Source organism: Salegentibacter sp. (genome assembly GCF_036568425.1).
In the GTDB taxonomy this organism is placed as follows: Bacteria; Bacteroidota; Bacteroidia; order Flavobacteriales; family Flavobacteriaceae; genus Salegentibacter.
This window is the reverse complement of the sequence record NZ_DATCSO010000003.1, coordinates 1-15,839: the sequence shown is the minus strand read 5'-3', so window position 1 is coordinate 15,839 and position 15,839 is coordinate 1. Positions and strand designations below refer to the sequence as shown.

Sequence of the window (15,839 nt, the reverse complement as noted above, 5' to 3'; positions counted from 1 at the left end):
AATATGGCCATTTGAAAAAAGTTTGAAATAAAATCCACTTAAAAAAACGGACGTTAATATTATTTTAAAGCCTACAAAAAACAAATCCAAAAATTTTTAATCTTATTTTAACATATGTAAAAATTTTTTGTTAATTTAGGTTAATTATTTGCTATGATAAAAACAGGGGCTAAACAGATGATCAAGCCAGCGATACCGCGAAATGAACTAGAAAGGTTAGCTTCTCTTGAAGAGGCAGGAATTTTTAAAACCCCTCCCGAAGCTGAATTCGATAACATCACCAAACTCGCTAGTTTCATTTGTAAAACACCCATATCCTTAATATCACTGGTTGGGGAGACAGAGCAATATTTTAAATCCAGATATGGAACTGAAGTTTGTGGTTCCAGTCGGGAAATTTCTTTTTGTGCTCATGCCATTCTGAAGCCAAACCAATTGATGGTTGTGAATGACACCAGATTGGATGAACGCTTTAAAGACAACCCTTTTACGCTGGATAAAAATAACCCTGTTCAATTTTATGCGGGAATGCCCTTGGTAGATCATCATGGTTTTGCCTTGGGAACCTTATGTGTACTGGATAACAAACCTAATAAACTTGATAAAGAGCAAAAGATCGCTCTAAAAGCTCTGGCCAAACATGCAGAAGTACTATTCGAACTAAGGAGAAAAAACAAACATCTGGAAAAGATAGAGAAGGAATTAAAAGAGCATAATACCGCCTTAAAAGATTTCGCAGGAGTAGTCTCACACGATATGAAAATGCCATTGGCCAATATGATTATTACAGCCGATATTTTAAAGGCTAAGTATAGTGACCAATTAGGGGAAGAGGGGATTAAATACCTTAAAAATTTAAAGAGTGCGGGATTAAATTTAAGTGATTATATCAATAGCTTATTAAATCATTATGAAAGTAATGATACTTCAGAATTCAAGAAACAGGAATTCGATTTGCACCATATGCTGGAGGAAATCATTGATCTATTTAATATCACAGATAATGTAGATATAAACCTCCCCCATGAAAATATAACCATCCAAACCAACCGGGCTGCCCTGGAACAGATTTTTCTAAATCTTATAAGCAATAGCTTGAAATATAATAAAAGTGATAAGATCATTATAGATATTGATTTTAGACAAACTCCTGATTTTTATTATTTCAGTATTACCGATAACGGAATTGGAATCCCACAAGACAAACAGGAAGAAATATTTCAAATGTTTAAAACCCTGAAAGTCACTGACAGAAAAGGAAATAAAGGAAATGGAATTGGCCTTTCTACTGTAAAAAGACTAGTTAAAAACCTGGGTGGAAATATAAAAGTAAACTCTCATCCTGGCCGGGGTACTCAATTTACATTTTCGGCAAAGCGAACTTCTAAATAACCAGCTTAAAATTTATTTAGTTGTATAAAATTTAGTAATTTAAAGGAAGTCATCCTGGGGTATGCAACAAAATACAGTATCAGTTAACGAAAAATTACGACGTGCTGCTTTAGCACAATATGCTATTTTTAAATCGGGTCCCGACAAGGATTATGATCAATTAACTTTTCTTGCCGCCGAGATATGCGAAGTTCCTGTTGCTAAAATCAACATTATCGGAAAGAAAGAGGTTTGGAGTAAAGCGGTTTACGGCACAGAACTTTCCTCGATTTCCCGTAAAAATTCCTTTTGTGAACTCAGTATACATTCAGAAGAAAAATTTCTTATCCTTCAAAAATCAGATAACCCGGAGGTTTTTGAAAGAGCTGCCGGTCTTTATGAGCAGGAATACCAGTTTTTTACCGGAGTACCATTAGTGAATTCGCAGGGGCATGCCATAGCCGTATTCTGCGTTTTTGATGTTAAACCCAGAGTACTAAAACCAAATCAGCTTAAATCCCTGGAAGCCTTGGCTAACCAGTGCATGAACCTTTTCGAATCACGAAAGCAAACCTATAAATTACATCACGTACAACGCTCATTAAAACAGAAATACCGGGAGCTTGAAAAATTTGCAAGCCTGGTTTCCCACGACATAAAATCGCCCCTAGCCAATATTATTTCCTTAACAGAACTCCTGAAAGAGGAAAACGAGGATAAACTTGATGAACAGAGTAAAGATTATCTTAACTTTTTAGTAGAATCCTCCTATTCCCTTCGGAATTATGTAGATGGAATTCTAAACTTCTACCGCAGCGATCATATTCTTGAAAAGGATTACGAAAATGTGGAATTTCCAGAGCTATTAAAAGGTGTGGTTGATCTTTATAATATTTCTGATGATATTGAGATCAATTATCCCAAAACAGGAAAACTTCAGAATATAAATAAAGCAGCACTTACCCAGGTGTTTATGAACCTATTGAGCAATTCTTTAAAATATAACGATAAGGAGCAACGAAAGATCGATATTCGGTTTAGAGAAAGCAATTCATTTTATCACTTCGAAGTTGAAGATAACGGAAATGGGATCCCACCAGAAAAAGTTGAGAAAGCCTTTGAACTCTTCGCCACTTTAGATACCAATGATCGCTATGGTAACCCGGGAAGCGGAATTGGCCTGGCTACCGTTAAGAAACATATAGAAAATATGCACGGCCAAATAGAAGTGCAATCAACACCCGGAGTTGGTAGTAATTTTAAATTCAGGATTAAGAGGCTTTAGCGTTTCATTTCCTATATTTGAGAAACATTTAAGTCAGCATGCATTTTAGACAGCCGGAAGTTCTTTTCGCCCTTGTATTTCTGCTTATTCCGCTGCTTGTTCATCTTTTCCAATTACGTAAGTACCAAAAAGAGGATTTTACAAATGTAAAGTTCCTTAAAAAGATTTCCCGGGAAACCCGGAAGAGCTCGAAACTAAAAAAATGGCTCGTATTGTTCGCGAGAATAATGGCCCTGGGGAGTATTATTATTGCTTTCGCGCAGCCATACCTTCCTGCCGAAGAGCAAAACAGAACAACTTCAGAAAAAGTAATTTACCTCGATAACTCGTTTAGCATGCAGGCAATGGGGAAATCTGGTGAACTCCTGAACACCGCTATACAAGATCTATTAAAGAATATTCCTGAAGAAGGAAACTTTCATTTCATTACCAATGATCAAGAGTATCGAAATTTAAATTCTGAGGAACTAAAAAACAGAATTCAGCAAACCGAATTTTCCTCAAACTCCTTGGACATACAATCCCTCAAATTAAAAACTTCTCAATTTTCTGATAAAAAAATATCTGCTGAAGTACTCATACTTTCAGATTTTCAGCAACAATTGAATTTCCCTGAACAGGCGAAAGGAAAAACCAGTTATCACCTTGTCCCTTTTAAAGCAGAAAATTTCACCAACTTTAATCTGGACAGCCTCTATATAGAAGAACGCGATCCAGAGTTTTTACAACTTAATTTTATTCTAAAAAGCAACAGAAAAAATTCAGAACAGATCACGGTAAGTGCTTTTAAGGCTGAAGAATTACTGGCCAGAAAAACCTTTACTTTAGACAACCAGGACCGATTGGAAGGGAGTTTTAAATTGAGGAACGAACAGGTTTCGGCGGGTAGACTGGAGATTGAAGACAACGGATTACAATATGATAACCGGCTATATTTTAGCATTAATCCTCCCCAGGAGATTACTGGAGCAGCAATTTCAAATGATTTAACCCGGGCAGATTTTCTGGATCGAATATTCACTAAGCCCGAATTTGAATTCTATAATTTCACTTCAGGCAATATTGATTACAATCTGCTTTCACGAGCTTCTTTTATAATTTTGAATGAGCTGGAAGAAATGCAAGCATCTTTAAGCAATAAATTGCAGAAGATGTATAAGGAAGGTAAGACTATTATTATCATACCTTCAGAAGAAAATACAGCGATCAATTCTTTTCTAAGAAATTTACCGGCCTCTGGTTATGGCAGCTTACAAACACAGGAACTTTTGATTACGAATATCGCTTTTGACCATCCTCTTTTAAATGGGGTCTTTGAGGAAGAAGTAAAAAATTTCGATTATCCCAAAATTAAAAGTTATTACCAAATTGCTGGTGTAAATACGATTCTGGGATTCCAGGATAACTCTGCTTTCTTAAATGAACAGGGAAATATTTATCTTTTTGCAGCGCCTTTAAACAATGAAAATTCGAATTTCAAAAACGCACCGCTTATAGTACCAATATTCTATAATCTGGGGCGAACTGCTCTTAGCCTACCCCAATTATATTACCAGGTAAACCGTACTAACCAGATAGAAGTACCCATAACAAACAGTGGGGATGAAGTGATTAGTCTTGTATCAGAAAATGAAAACTTTATTCCGGCTCAGCAGGCCTTTGCAGGAAAAATTGTACTCCACACAAAGGACCTGCCGGCAACTTCAGGAAATTATAGCATAATCTATAAAGGCGAGAAAACTGGAAACGTTAGTTATAACTATTCCCGCCAGGAAAGTAGCGGTCTTAATTATGAAGACTTTATTAACGCCGAAGTCTACAAATCCGTTTCGGAATATTTTAATAATGTACGAACCGCAACTCAAAGCAAGGCGCTTTGGAAATGGTTTGTTATTTTAGCACTGATTTTTTTAACCGCAGAAATGCTCCTTTTAAAATACCTCAAATGAAACTACTCATTAAATCGGCCACCATCTTAGACCGTAAGTCTGATTTTCATCAGAAAACAGTTGACATTTTAATTGAAAATGGAATCATAAAGAAAATTGGGCTCGATATTCAAACAAAGGTCAGCAAACGTATTTCATTTAAAGATCTGCACGTTTCCCGGGGCTGGTTCGATTCTAGTGTAAGTTTTGGGGAGCCGGGATTTGAAGAGCGGGAAACTATCGCCAATGGATTAGATACTGCCGCCAAAAGCGGATTTACTGCTGTAGCACTAAATCCTAACACTTCCCCGATTTTAGATAATAACGGTGCGATTACTTCGGTTTTATCAAAATCCGGAAAACATCCGGTAAGCTTACATCCGGTTGGAGCCTTAACCGTTAAAAGCAAGGGTGTAGACCTGGCTGAGCTCTATGATATGCAACAGGCCGGCGCTATTTCCTTTGGTGACTACAAAAGATCTGTAGGCAATCCCAATTTATTGAAACTTGCTCTGCAATATGCTCAGAATTTTGATGCTTTGGTACAATCCTTTCCCCAGGAAAACCGTATTGCCGGTAATGGGATGGTAAATGAACATTACCAAAGTACAATGCTTGGGTTAAAGGGTATCCCTGACCTGGCAGAAGAATTACAAATTACCCGTGATCTTTATCTTTTGGAATATACCGGCGGAAAATTGCATATTCCAACGATCTCTACAGAAAAAGCTGTAAAACTTATAAAAGAAGCTAAAGATAAAGGATTGGATGTAACCTGCAGCGTTGCAATCCATAACCTGGCATTAACAGACGAACTTTTAAATGAATTTAATACCAACGCGAAGCTTCTGCCACCGCTTCGTACTAAAAAAGACGTTAAAGCTCTCAGAGAAGGTCTCAAAGAAGGAACCATAGATATGGTAACCAGCGACCACACCCCTATTGACACCGAAAATAAAAAAGTGGAGTTTGATAATGCACTTTATGGTAGTATAGGTTTGGAATCTGCCTTTGGAGCTTTAAACAGCATCTTTACTACTGAAGAAAGCATTGAATTCCTCACCAGCGGCAAGGAAAGATTTAAAATTGAAAATATAAGTATAAGCGAAGGGAATCCGGCAAACCTAAGTCTGTTTGAAGTGAAGGAGGAATCTGTTTTCGGTTTAGATCACATATTTTCGACCTCTAAAAACAGTATTTTTCTCGATCATAAAATGAAGGGAAGAGCTTTAGGAGTCGTCACTGAAAAGGGAAGTTTTACCGTCTAAAGAAACTAAGATTTCATACCTTTGTAAAAAACAAATAATCCCAAAGATGAAAACCCTCGTTGAAGAAGGTAAAACCGCAGCTATTGTAGCTTATTTGACCATTATAGGTACTATAATAGCCTACTTTATGAATTCTGAGAGTAAGAACACTTTTGCCTCATTTCATATTAGGCAAGCGCTGGGAATTCATATCACCTTTTATGTATTAGGCGTTCTTGTAGGTCTGTTCGACAGCTGGTTGGTCTCATCGGCCTTCTATATTTTTATTGCTATCCTGGGAATTTACGGACTTGTAACAGCAATACAGGGGGAACAAAAAGTTGTTCCAATACTTGGGCATTATTATCAAAAATGGTTTAGTACAGTAAATTAATGCAAACATCACTTTCTCTCCATCACTTTGTTCGCAAACCTTCGATAGCTTCTGAAAAAACTCCTTTACTCATTATGTTGCACGGATATGGCAGCGATGAAAACGACCTCTTTTCTTTTGCCGAAGAATTACCCGGAGAACTTTTTATCATTTCGGTAAGAGCTCCCTACCCTATGCAAGCTTTCGGCAATGCCTGGTATGCTATACACTGGGACAATACCGATGGGAAATTCAGCGATGATGAGCAGGCGGTTGAATCGCGAGACAGGATCGCTAATTTTATAAATGAAGCCGTAGAGGAATATAAGGTGGATAAAAACAATGTGAGCTTACTGGGATTTAGCCAGGGTACCATTCTTAGCTATGCGGTTGCCCTCTCCTACCCGGAAAAAGTTAAAAACATAATCGCACTTAGCGGCTATATAAACCAGGGGATTTTAAAAAACGGATATGAAAAAAATGATTTTTCAAACCTGGATTTTTATTGTTCACACGGCTCTCAGGATCAGGTAATACCTGTGCAGTGGGCACGCCAAAACAAACCATTTTTAGATAAGCTGGGGATAAAAAATCAGTATTCAGAATTTCCTGTAGGCCACGGGGTAGCTCCTCAGAATTTTTTCGAATTTAAATCCTGGCTCGAAAAAAGGATCTAATTTAAAGGATAGAGAAAAGATTTCTCCCGGTTAAAAATGATCTGGCTATCCTTATCCACTTCATAGCTAAAGAAAACTTCTCCCCAATAAGTGCCATCGGTAAAATCTGCAATAATCCATTTGTGGTTCAAAACCTCTATTTTATTGAAACGCATTAATCCTTCCATTCCCTCATAAGGCACCAGTTCGTTATCGTTTTCGGCAAGATTACGGCTTATCAATTCGTCTTCAATTTTTGCGATCACTTCCTCTGAATTTATACCCATATTCTCAAAGTAGGTAATAGCATCATCGTTTTCCTTCAAAGAAAAATACCGGAGATTATCACTCTTAGCCTTAAGAATTTCATTTTCTGTTTCCAACTCTTCTATTTTCAACTCCCGGTTTGCCAGATCTTCCTGCAGAGAATCAAGAATCCTTTTATCATTCACATAGATGAATATGGTGAAAAGTACACTGAAGATAAACAGGTACAATAATATTTTATTACGCATTTTAAATAGTGATTTTCAAATTATCATAGGCCAGAAAAACATTTTCTGGTAATTGTTCCTGCACTTCGTCGTGAAATCCAAGCAGGTGGCTTATATGAGTAAGGTAAGCCCTTTCAGGCTTTAAGTTGTCAATAAATTCCAGCGCTTCCTTAAGGTTTAGATGAGAATGGTGTGGCTCAATTCTAAGGGCATTTACCACCAACACCTTTAGATCTCTTAGTTTATCTTTTTCCTCTTCTTCGATGGATTTCAGATCGGTTAGATAGGCAAAATCTTTCATTCTAAAGCCAAAAACCTGAACCCTGTTATGATCGAAATCTACAGGAGTTATTTCCAGATCTTTAAAATAAAAAGGTTTATTTACAATTTCATTCTCAATTACACCTGGGGCACCCGGATATTTATTTTCTGTTTCAAAAATATAGTCAAAGCGCTTTCTCAGGCTTTTAAGCACTCTTTTGTGAGCGAATACAGGAATATCACCCTGGCGAAAGAAAAAAGGTCGAATATCATCCAGCCCGGCGGTATGATCGTTATGCTCGTGAGTGTAGAGAATAGCGTCAAGTTTTTGAACCTTGTTAGACAGCATCTGGCTCCGGAAATCGGGACCACAGTCAATTAAAAAATTATACCCTTCCCATTGTACCAATACTGAAACCCTGAGACGTTTATCCTTTGGGTTTTTACTCAAACAAACCGGATGATTGCTTCCTATAATTGGAATTCCCTGAGACGTGCCTGTACCTAAAAATGTAACTTCCAACAAAGATGATTTTGGTCACAAAAGTAAATATAATTTTTTGTTTACTTTAACGATTTAGTACCTTTGATAGGACAAAAAACAGGAAACTTTAAAAGAAGAATTATGCCAATAACCATAATGGGCGACAAGGAATTTGAAAATGTTCCTTCAATAAAAAGTAAAGCCCTTCGCATCAATCTAAATGAGAATATCTACGGAACATTCTCAGAAATTGGTGCAGGACAGGAAACTGTTAGAAACTTTTTTCGTGCCGGTGGTGCTTCCGGAACTATTGCCAAGGCGATGAGTGCATACGATAAAGATTTTAGTGATTCCATTTATGGGATTGAAGAAGACAAACGTTACGTGACAGAAGCCCGGCTTAAAAAAATGTTGTCGCACGAAATTAACCTAATAGAAGACCGTATCTCCCGGGAAAAGCACCCCAATAAATTATTTTTTAGTTATGCCAACACGGTTGCAACCATAGATTTCGCTAAGAAATATAAGGGACACGGATGGATTGGTATTAAGTATCAGGTTAAACCCGATGAAGATTATAACGAAATAAGTCTTCATATAAGATTTCATGAAAATGACGCCAGACACCAGCAAAACACCCTTGGAATCTTAGGGGTAAATCTTATTTATGGTGCCTATTACAAATATGATAACCCAAAAAAATTACTGAGATATCTTTACGATCATATCGATAAAGACCAAATTGAAATAGATACTATTAACTTCAGCGGGCCTCGTTTTAAAAACGTAGATAACCGTTTGATGAGCCTCCAACTGGTTAAGAACGGGATGACCGAGGCTGTTATGTTTTCTCCTGATGGTAATAACGTGCTTCCCGCTGCCGTACTTTACAAAAAAAATATTCTGGCGCTACGCGGAAGCTTCCGACCGGTTACCAAGGTAAACATGGATATGTATGAAAAATCCCTGGAGATGTTCCTCGCAGAAAATAAGGTAGAAAAAAATAACACAGAAGTGATCTTTGAAATCACTCTTTCAAACCTCAGAGCTGAAGGAGAGATTGATGAACGGGATTTTATGGACCGGGCCAAATTGCTTTGCTCTTTAGGACAAACGGTAATGATCTCGAACTTCCAGGAATATTATCGCGTAGTTGAATATTTCTCGAGATACTCAAAACAAAGAATGGGTCTAACAATGGGGGTAAATAACCTGGTTGATGTTTTTGATGAAAAATACTATCGTCACTTAAGCGGAGGAATTCTGGAAGCTTTTGGTAAACTATTTTTCAAAGACCTGAAAGTATACCTCTATCCATTTAAAGACCCTGAAACCGGCGAGATTACTACCAGTGATAATTTAAAAGTGCACCCAAGAATGAAAGAACTTTATAAGTTCTTCAAATACAACGGCCGTGTAGAAGATATTAAAAACTATAACCCTGAAATACTTGGTGTATTTTCAAGAGAGATATTGCAAATGATTAGTGAAGGAAAAGAAGGTTGGGAAGAAATGCTACCTGAAAAGACCACTAAGATGATTAAAGAACAAAATCTCTTTCATTATAAGGAAAGCAAAGAGAAAGCTAAAACAGAAGCTTAAAACAGAAAAGTGAAAGCAAAAAAAGGCTGTTATCTATATGAAAACAGCCTTTTTCTTTTATATAAATTTCAAATAGAATCTAGATTCTTGTAATCTTTGCTCCAATCGCTTTTAAACGCTCATCAATATTTTCATAGCCGCGGTCTATCTGCTCGATATTATGTATATGGGATATCCCTTTTGCAGAAAGTGCAGCAATCAATAATGAAATTCCGGCTCTGATATCGGGGGAACTCATCGTAGTAGCTTTTAACTGCGATTTAAAATCATGGCCAATTACTGTTGCTCTATGAGGATCACAAAGAATGATCTTCGCCCCCATATCAATAAGTTTATCTACAAAGAAAAGTCGGCTTTCAAACATCTTCTGATGTATGAGCACGCTTCCTCTTGCCTGCGTTGCCACAACCAGCAGAATACTCAATAAATCGGGAGTAAACCCCGGCCAGGGAGCATCGCTAATATTCATTATAGATCCATCAATAAAACTTTGTACTTCATAACCATCTGTATGAGCAGGAATAAAGATATCATCTCCTCTTTGTTCAATGGTGATTCCCAACTTTCTAAAAGTGGTAGGAATTAATCCCAGCATATCCCATCTTACATTTTTGATGGTGATCTCACTTTTAGTCATTGCCGCCATTCCAATCCAGGATCCTATTTCTATCATATCCGGAAGGATAGTGTGTTCACAACCTTTCAGGCTTTTCACCCCTTCAATTTCAAGCAAATTAGAGCCCACACCCTTAATATTTGCCCCCATTGAATTTAGCATTTTGCATAATTGCTGAAGATAGGGTTCACAGGCAGCATTATAAATAGTGGTTTTCCCTTTAGCTAAAACCGCGGCCATAACGATATTGGCAGTTCCTGTAACCGAGGCTTCTTCCAGCAGCATAAAGCTTCCTTTAAGGCCGTTGGGTGCCTCCACCCCATAAAATCGCTCCTCTTTATTATATCTGAATTCCGCACCCAATTTTATAAAACCTTCAAAATGGGTATCAAGACGACGGCGACCTATTTTATCTCCTCCTGGTTTAGGTATAAAGCCTTTTCCAAAACGCGCAAGTAAAGGACCTACTATCATAATCGATCCCCGTAAGCCGCTTCCATCTTTTTTAAATTGATCGCTGCTCAGGTAATCCAGGTTAAGCTCATCGCTCTTAAAAGTATAACTCCCCTTTCCCTTTTTACTGATTTTAACACCAAGGTTTTTAAGAAGCCCAATGAGTTTGTTAACATCAAGAATATCTGGAATATTGTTTATAGTTACTTCTTCGGAAGTTAACAATACTGCGCAAAGAATTTGGAGAGCTTCGTTTTTAGCACCTTGCGGCTGGATATTTCCTTTTAAACGATGTCCTCCTTCAATCTGGAAAGTTCCCATGAAAAATAAAAGATTTTAGTGACGCTTGCGGCCTTTGCCACGGTTAGATTTCTTAGAAGGTGCCTTGGAGTGCTTTTTCTTATTGCGTAATAAATTAGCTGCCTCGCTAAGATCCTCATCGGTATTTTTTAGGTTAATGGCACCATTGCTAAGCTCATTTAGGTGGTCAAAAATAACCTCATCTTCAACAGAGTCTCGATTCCAGTTTAGATAAGATTTTTTCATATGATTAGCAATAGACAAAACCAAAGCCTCCTTGAGTGGTCCTTCTTCATATTTTTTCGCCTCATCGATCATTCGCTTAATATTGTTTCCGTAGAAACGATATTTTGGAAAGTTTTGAGGGTATTCAAGCATTTCGGGACGCTCAGACAGCATTTCCCTGGTTGGTTTTGGAAAAGGAGATTCCACATCCAGTTTAAAGTCGCTTATAATGAATAATTGATCCCAAAGTTTATGTTGAAAATCAGATACATCTCTTAAATGAGGATTCATATTTCCCATAACAGCAATAATAGACTTGGCTACTTTATTGCGCTCCTTGTCATCTTCTATGCTTACGGCGTGATCTACCATTTTTTGTAAATGCCTGCCGTATTCAGGAATAATAAGATGACTCCTTTCAGAGTTATATTCTAATGCGTGTGTCAAAATAGAAATTTATTAGGTGATTGTTTTCTGTAGAAGTTAATCGCTGCAAAATACTAAATATTATCCAGAAATATTCCAACAACAAACTTTTTAATCATTTACAGAGAAATTACGCCTTCTACATTACTGGCAATTTCTTTGTATTTCACGATTACGGTATCGGGGTTTTTCATTCTCACATTTACAGAAACACTGGTGTATTTGCCGTTTTTGGATTGTTTGGTTGTGATCACCGCACCCATATTATTGAAAATGCCTTCTATTTTTTCAATTTTTTCTTTTTCAGTAGGAATAATGAATTTATAAAGATACTCTGTAGGCCATAAAGAAGTCTCGTGTAATTGCGCTTTGAGTTTAGCGTAAAATTCTTCTGGATTATTTGTTTCACTCATAAGATTCCTTTCTTCATTTATTTTATGCAAAGATACATAGTTTGGTTACATTTTTATAATCGGATTCAAATGACGAAATTTGCAGCGTGAAAACAAAAAAAATTGTGATAACCGGCGGCCCCGGCACCGGTAAATCATCCATCATCCGAATGTTAGAGGCCCAGGGTCACGAATGCTTACACGAGATTTCCAGACAGGTTACCCTCGAGGCCCAAAAACAAGGTATAGATCAGCTTTTTCTGGATAAACCTTTACTTTTTAGCCAAAAATTGCTGGAAGGGAGAATCGTGCAACATAAAGAAGCCGATATGCTCCCTGCCACTACCGTATTCATAGATCGCGGAATTCCCGATGTGCTCGCTTATATGGAATATTTCAATACAAAGTATCCGTCAGAATTTATTGAAGCCTGTAAAAACCACATCTACGATAAAATTTTTATCTTACCTCCATGGCCGGAAATTTACGTGAGCGATAACGAGCGATATGAGTCTTTTAATGAATCCAGGCGTATTTCCAGGCATCTTGTAGACATATATAAAAGCTATGGTTACAATCCTGTTGAAGTACCCAAAGCTCCTGTAAAAGAGCGGTCGGAATTTATTTTAAAGACAATTGATGAATAACATATTTGCAGCAAGCCACACACATACTGGAAAAATACTGGGGGCATAAATCCTTCAGGCCCATGCAGTGGCCAATTATAGAAACTGCATTAAAAAATAAAGATGTTATTGCCCTTCTCCCAACCGGGGGAGGTAAATCGGTTTGTTTCCAGGTTCCGGCACTGTACCGTGAAGGAATTTGTGTTGTTGTATCACCCTTAATCGCATTAATGCAAGACCAGGTTAATGCCTTAAAGAATAAAGGCATAAAAGCAATGGCGCTCACCGGGGGAATTTCTTTTCAGGATCTGGACGCCGCTTTGGACAATTGCATCTACGGAAATTACAAATTTCTATACCTATCTCCGGAAAGACTTCAGCAGGAATTAGTCCAGGAACGAATTAAACGTATGAATGTCAACCTTATCGCTGTAGATGAGGCGCATTGTATTTCACATTGGGGCCACGATTTCAGGCCGGCATACCGAAATGTGAATATTCTGAGAAGGCTTAAACCCGGAGTACCGGTAATGGGCCTTACGGCTACTGCAACCCAAAAGGTAGTAGAAGATATTGTTTCCCAACTTGAATTGAAAGATGCTGAGATTTTCAAGCAATCTTTTTTCAGGAAAAATCTCGCTTACAATGTTATAAATGCTGAAGATAAAAATTACCGCTTATTACAGCTCTTAAACAAAAAAGAGGAATCGGCGATTATTTATGTAAGAAGCAGGAAAGCTACTATTGAAGTTACTAATTTCCTGAAAAAAAATAATTACAAAGCTGAAAGCTTCCACGGCGGATTAAAGTTTGAAGAGAAACAAAAGAAACTACAAAATTGGTTAGATAATAAAATCCATATAATAGTAGCTACTACAGCCTTTGGAATGGGTATAGATAAACCCGATGTTAGGCAAGTACTCCACCTGAATCTACCCGAATCCATTGAAAGTTATTTCCAGGAGGCTGGGCGTGCTGGGCGTGATGAAAACCCTGCAGCGGCAACTATTATTACCCACACCAGCGACATTCCGGTTTTAAGGAATCAGTTTCTGGCAGGAATTCCCGATGTTGCAGATGTTAAGCAGATTTACCGGAAATTAAATTCTTATTTCAGGATCGCATACGGGGAAGGAAAAAACACAAACCACAATTTTAATTTCGGACAGTTTTGTCAGCATTATAAATTTAATACCATAAAAGCATATCAGGCACTTCAGCTACTGGATCGCTGCGGAATTCTCAAACTCTCAGAACAATTTTATAAAAAAACAGAATTGCAGTTTATCGTATCAGGAAAGCAATTACAATACTTTCTCGGGGAGAATCCAAAATACAGTCTATTGGCAAAGGCTGTTCTGCGAACTTATGGTGGAGTCCTGGAAAATCCAATCGGGATTAGCCTCAATACAATTTCAGATAAAACCGGAATTAATGAAAAGGAAGCCTTGCATCTTTTAGGAGAACTTCAGCAGCAGGGAATTGCAGATTTCACTCATGCTAAACACGATGCGAATATTAGCTTTTGGATGCCGCGGGAAGACGACAATACAATTAATCCTTTTTCAGCTTATATCAAAGAACAGAAAAAGACCAAAGAAGCCAATATTCAGGCTATCCTGGACTACATAGCAAATGAGAAAGTTTGTAGAAGCCGGCAATTACTGGAATATTTTGGTGAGAGAAACGTGGAAGATTGCGGAATATGTTCGACTTGTACCACAACCAAAAAGGTTTTAACCCGAACCGACATGAATAATATCTACAGGGTTATTTTACCACTTTTAAAGCAGAAAGAATATTCCTCCCGCGATATAATCCAAAATGTTAAATATCCGGAGGACCATGTTCTGGAAGTTTTACGACTTTTAACCGAAAAAGGAATAATTTATCGCACTAAAACAAACACCTACAAAATTAAAGATTGATGAAAGACCTGAAAATAATTTTTATGGGGACTCCCGAATTCGCGGTGCATTGCCTTAAAGAAATTCTCAAAAATGGATTTAATATTGTTGGGGTCATTACTGCTCCCGATAGACCTGCCGGCCGTGGACGTAAGCTGCAGCAAAGTGCGGTGAAACAGTTTGCAGTGGAGCACAATTTACCGGTCTTCCAACCAATAAATCTTAAATCGGAAGACTTTCTAATGGATCTTAAACGATTGCGGGCTGACATACAGGTGGTCGTGGCCTTCAGGATGCTCCCAAAAGTGGTTTGGGCAATGCCTAAAATGGGGACCTTCAACCTGCACGCTTCTCTCCTGCCTCAATACCGCGGAGCAGCCCCGATTAACTGGGCAATAATAAACGGAGAAAAAACCACGGGAGTTTCTACATTCTTTTTAGATGAAAAAATAGATACCGGGGCTATGATTCTACAGGAAGAGGTAGCAATAGATCCGGAAGATACTGCTGGAGCGCTACACGACAAGCTAATGCATAAAGGGGCAAAATTAATCACCAAAACCCTGCAGCAAATTGAAGAAGGAAATATAACCTCTACACCACAGCCTGAAAGTCTTTCTTTAAAAGAAGCTCCCAAACTAACAAAGGAAAATACAAAAATAGACTGGACTCAGGATCTGGATAAAGTTTATAATCATATTCGTGGTCTAAACCCATATCCAGCGGCCTGGTGCATCCTAAAAAACAATGGAGAGAAGTTAAAGGTAAAGATCTTTAATTGCAAAAAAGAATATGCTGTGCATGATCTGCCTAACGGGACAATTCTAATAGAAGATAAAAACCTGAAAGTAGCTCTAAAAAAAGGCTTTCTGAAAATAGAAGAAATTCAGCTTCCGGGAAAAAGAAAAATGAAGGTAAAAGATCTTTTAAACGGATTTAAATTCTCTGAGGAAGCAAAATTCCTGTAAACCCTTATCACCACTGAAGAAGCAAAAAATCAATAAAACTTACATAACTTTATTAACAAAAGGTTAAAGTTATTAACAATAAACGGCTTTTCCCTTGTTATTACTTGCACGGGAAAGAATTCCATATAAATTTGTAGAGCAATTTAACAGAATGTTTAACCAACAATTTATTTAAAATTCAAATTATGAACAAAACAGATTTAATCGATGCAATGGCTGAAAATG

Annotated in this window: 15 protein-coding genes; 10 read left to right on the top strand and 5 right to left on the bottom strand. The window is 37.6% G+C overall.

Annotation, left to right across the window (positions count from 1 at the left end):
• Positions 1–153 precede the first annotated feature (153 nt).
• The 6 genes from VIM94_RS00205 to VIM94_RS00180 all read left to right on the top strand — a co-directional run bounded on the left by VIM94_RS00205 (position 154) and on the right by VIM94_RS00180 (position 6,881).
• Positions 154–1,392 carry a GAF domain-containing sensor histidine kinase gene (locus VIM94_RS00205; RefSeq protein ID WP_332037274.1) on the top strand — a complete coding sequence of 413 codons (1,239 nt, stop codon included), beginning with the start codon at positions 154–156 and terminating at the stop codon, positions 1,390–1,392.
• Positions 1,393–1,453: 61 nt separating this feature from the next.
• Positions 1,454–2,656, top strand: coding sequence for a HAMP domain-containing sensor histidine kinase (locus VIM94_RS00200; RefSeq protein ID WP_332037273.1), 1,203 nt, complete (start codon positions 1,454–1,456; stop codon positions 2,654–2,656).
• A 38-nt stretch (positions 2,657–2,694) separates the two neighbouring features.
• On the top strand, positions 2,695–4,605 hold the full coding sequence (locus tag VIM94_RS00195) for a BatA domain-containing protein (protein ID WP_332037272.1): 1,911 nt from the start codon (positions 2,695–2,697) through the stop codon (positions 4,603–4,605).
• A complete protein-coding gene (locus VIM94_RS00190) occupies positions 4,602–5,852 on the top strand; it encodes a dihydroorotase (protein WP_332037271.1) in 1,251 nt (416 codons plus the stop codon). The genes VIM94_RS00195 and VIM94_RS00190 overlap by 4 nt, the downstream gene beginning before the upstream one ends.
• 46 nt (positions 5,853–5,898) lie before the next feature.
• Positions 5,899–6,225 carry a hypothetical protein gene (locus VIM94_RS00185; RefSeq protein WP_332037270.1) on the top strand — a complete coding sequence of 109 codons (327 nt, stop codon included), beginning with the start codon at positions 5,899–5,901 and terminating at the stop codon, positions 6,223–6,225.
• Positions 6,225–6,881 (top strand): alpha/beta hydrolase, encoded by a 657-nt coding sequence (locus VIM94_RS00180; RefSeq protein WP_332037269.1) that lies wholly within the window; start codon positions 6,225–6,227, stop codon positions 6,879–6,881. The genes VIM94_RS00185 and VIM94_RS00180 overlap by 1 nt, the downstream gene beginning before the upstream one ends.
• Here the strand turns inward: VIM94_RS00180 and VIM94_RS00175 are convergent.
• Together VIM94_RS00175 and VIM94_RS00170 are read right to left on the bottom strand one after the other, a co-directional pair.
• Complete coding sequence (locus VIM94_RS00175) at positions 6,878–7,375, bottom strand: hypothetical protein (RefSeq protein WP_332037268.1); 498 nt, start codon at positions 7,373–7,375, stop codon at positions 6,878–6,880. The two genes, VIM94_RS00180 and VIM94_RS00175, sit on opposite strands and share 4 nt — an antisense overlap.
• A 1-nt stretch (position 7,376) precedes the next feature.
• A complete protein-coding gene (locus VIM94_RS00170) occupies positions 7,377–8,138 on the bottom strand; it encodes an MBL fold metallo-hydrolase (protein WP_332037267.1) in 762 nt (253 codons plus the stop codon).
• Positions 8,139–8,240: 102 nt separating this feature from the next.
• Between VIM94_RS00170 and VIM94_RS00165 the strand changes: the two genes are divergently transcribed.
• Positions 8,241–9,701 carry a TonB-dependent receptor gene (locus VIM94_RS00165; RefSeq protein ID WP_332037266.1) on the top strand — a complete coding sequence of 487 codons (1,461 nt, stop codon included), beginning with the start codon at positions 8,241–8,243 and terminating at the stop codon, positions 9,699–9,701.
• Positions 9,702–9,780: 79 nt separating this feature from the next.
• Here VIM94_RS00165 and murA read toward each other — a convergent pair whose 3' ends face one another.
• The 3 genes from murA to VIM94_RS00150 form a co-directional block, all read right to left on the bottom strand.
• Complete coding sequence (gene murA, locus VIM94_RS00160; RefSeq protein WP_332037265.1) at positions 9,781–11,091, bottom strand: UDP-N-acetylglucosamine 1-carboxyvinyltransferase; 1,311 nt, start codon at positions 11,089–11,091, stop codon at positions 9,781–9,783.
• 15 nt (positions 11,092–11,106) lie between these two features.
• Positions 11,107–11,742, bottom strand: coding sequence for a DUF4290 domain-containing protein (locus VIM94_RS00155; RefSeq protein ID WP_332037264.1), 636 nt, complete (start codon positions 11,740–11,742; stop codon positions 11,107–11,109).
• Between the two features lie 98 nt (positions 11,743–11,840).
• Positions 11,841–12,134, bottom strand: a complete 294-nt coding sequence (locus tag VIM94_RS00150; protein ID WP_332037290.1) for a DUF493 family protein — start codon at positions 12,132–12,134, stop codon at positions 11,841–11,843.
• An 86-nt stretch (positions 12,135–12,220) separates the two neighbouring features.
• Between VIM94_RS00150 and VIM94_RS00145 the strand changes: the two genes are divergently transcribed.
• Genes VIM94_RS00145 through fmt form a run of 3 tightly spaced genes read left to right on the top strand, consistent with a single transcriptional unit; the run spans position 12,221 to position 15,614 of the window.
• Positions 12,221–12,760, top strand: a complete 540-nt coding sequence (locus VIM94_RS00145; RefSeq protein WP_332037263.1) for an ATP-binding protein — start codon at positions 12,221–12,223, stop codon at positions 12,758–12,760.
• Positions 12,761–12,765: 5 nt separating this feature from the next.
• Positions 12,766–14,667 (top strand): RecQ family ATP-dependent DNA helicase, encoded by a 1,902-nt coding sequence (locus VIM94_RS00140; RefSeq protein ID WP_332037262.1) that lies wholly within the window; start codon positions 12,766–12,768, stop codon positions 14,665–14,667.
• Positions 14,667–15,614 (top strand): methionyl-tRNA formyltransferase, encoded by a 948-nt coding sequence (gene fmt, locus VIM94_RS00135; protein WP_332037261.1) that lies wholly within the window; start codon positions 14,667–14,669, stop codon positions 15,612–15,614. Before VIM94_RS00140 ends, fmt begins: the two co-directional genes overlap by 1 nt.
• Positions 15,615–15,839 lie beyond the last annotated feature (225 nt).

What these genes read in the sequence shown, in the direction of transcription:
- VIM94_RS00205 (WP_332037274.1), top strand. Translation starts at nt 154, where the DNA reads ATGATAAAAACAGGGGCTAAACAGATGATCAAGCCAGCGATACCGCGA.
- VIM94_RS00200 (WP_332037273.1), top strand. Translation starts at nt 1,454, where the DNA reads ATGCAACAAAATACAGTATCAGTTAACGAAAAATTACGACGTGCTGCT.
- VIM94_RS00195 (WP_332037272.1), top strand. Translation starts at nt 2,695, where the DNA reads ATGCATTTTAGACAGCCGGAAGTTCTTTTCGCCCTTGTATTTCTGCTT.
- VIM94_RS00190 (WP_332037271.1), top strand. Translation starts at nt 4,602, where the DNA reads ATGAAACTACTCATTAAATCGGCCACCATCTTAGACCGTAAGTCTGAT.
- VIM94_RS00185 (WP_332037270.1), top strand. Translation starts at nt 5,899, where the DNA reads ATGAAAACCCTCGTTGAAGAAGGTAAAACCGCAGCTATTGTAGCTTAT.
- VIM94_RS00180 (WP_332037269.1), top strand. Translation starts at nt 6,225, where the DNA reads ATGCAAACATCACTTTCTCTCCATCACTTTGTTCGCAAACCTTCGATA.
- VIM94_RS00175 (WP_332037268.1), bottom strand. Translation starts at nt 7,375, where the DNA reads ATGCGTAATAAAATATTATTGTACCTGTTTATCTTCAGTGTACTTTTC.
- VIM94_RS00165 (WP_332037266.1), top strand. Translation starts at nt 8,241, where the DNA reads ATGCCAATAACCATAATGGGCGACAAGGAATTTGAAAATGTTCCTTCA.
- murA (WP_332037265.1), bottom strand. Translation starts at nt 11,091, where the DNA reads ATGGGAACTTTCCAGATTGAAGGAGGACATCGTTTAAAAGGAAATATC.
- VIM94_RS00150 (WP_332037290.1), bottom strand. Translation starts at nt 12,134, where the DNA reads ATGAGTGAAACAAATAATCCAGAAGAATTTTACGCTAAACTCAAAGCG.
- fmt (WP_332037261.1), top strand. Translation starts at nt 14,667, where the DNA reads ATGAAAGACCTGAAAATAATTTTTATGGGGACTCCCGAATTCGCGGTG.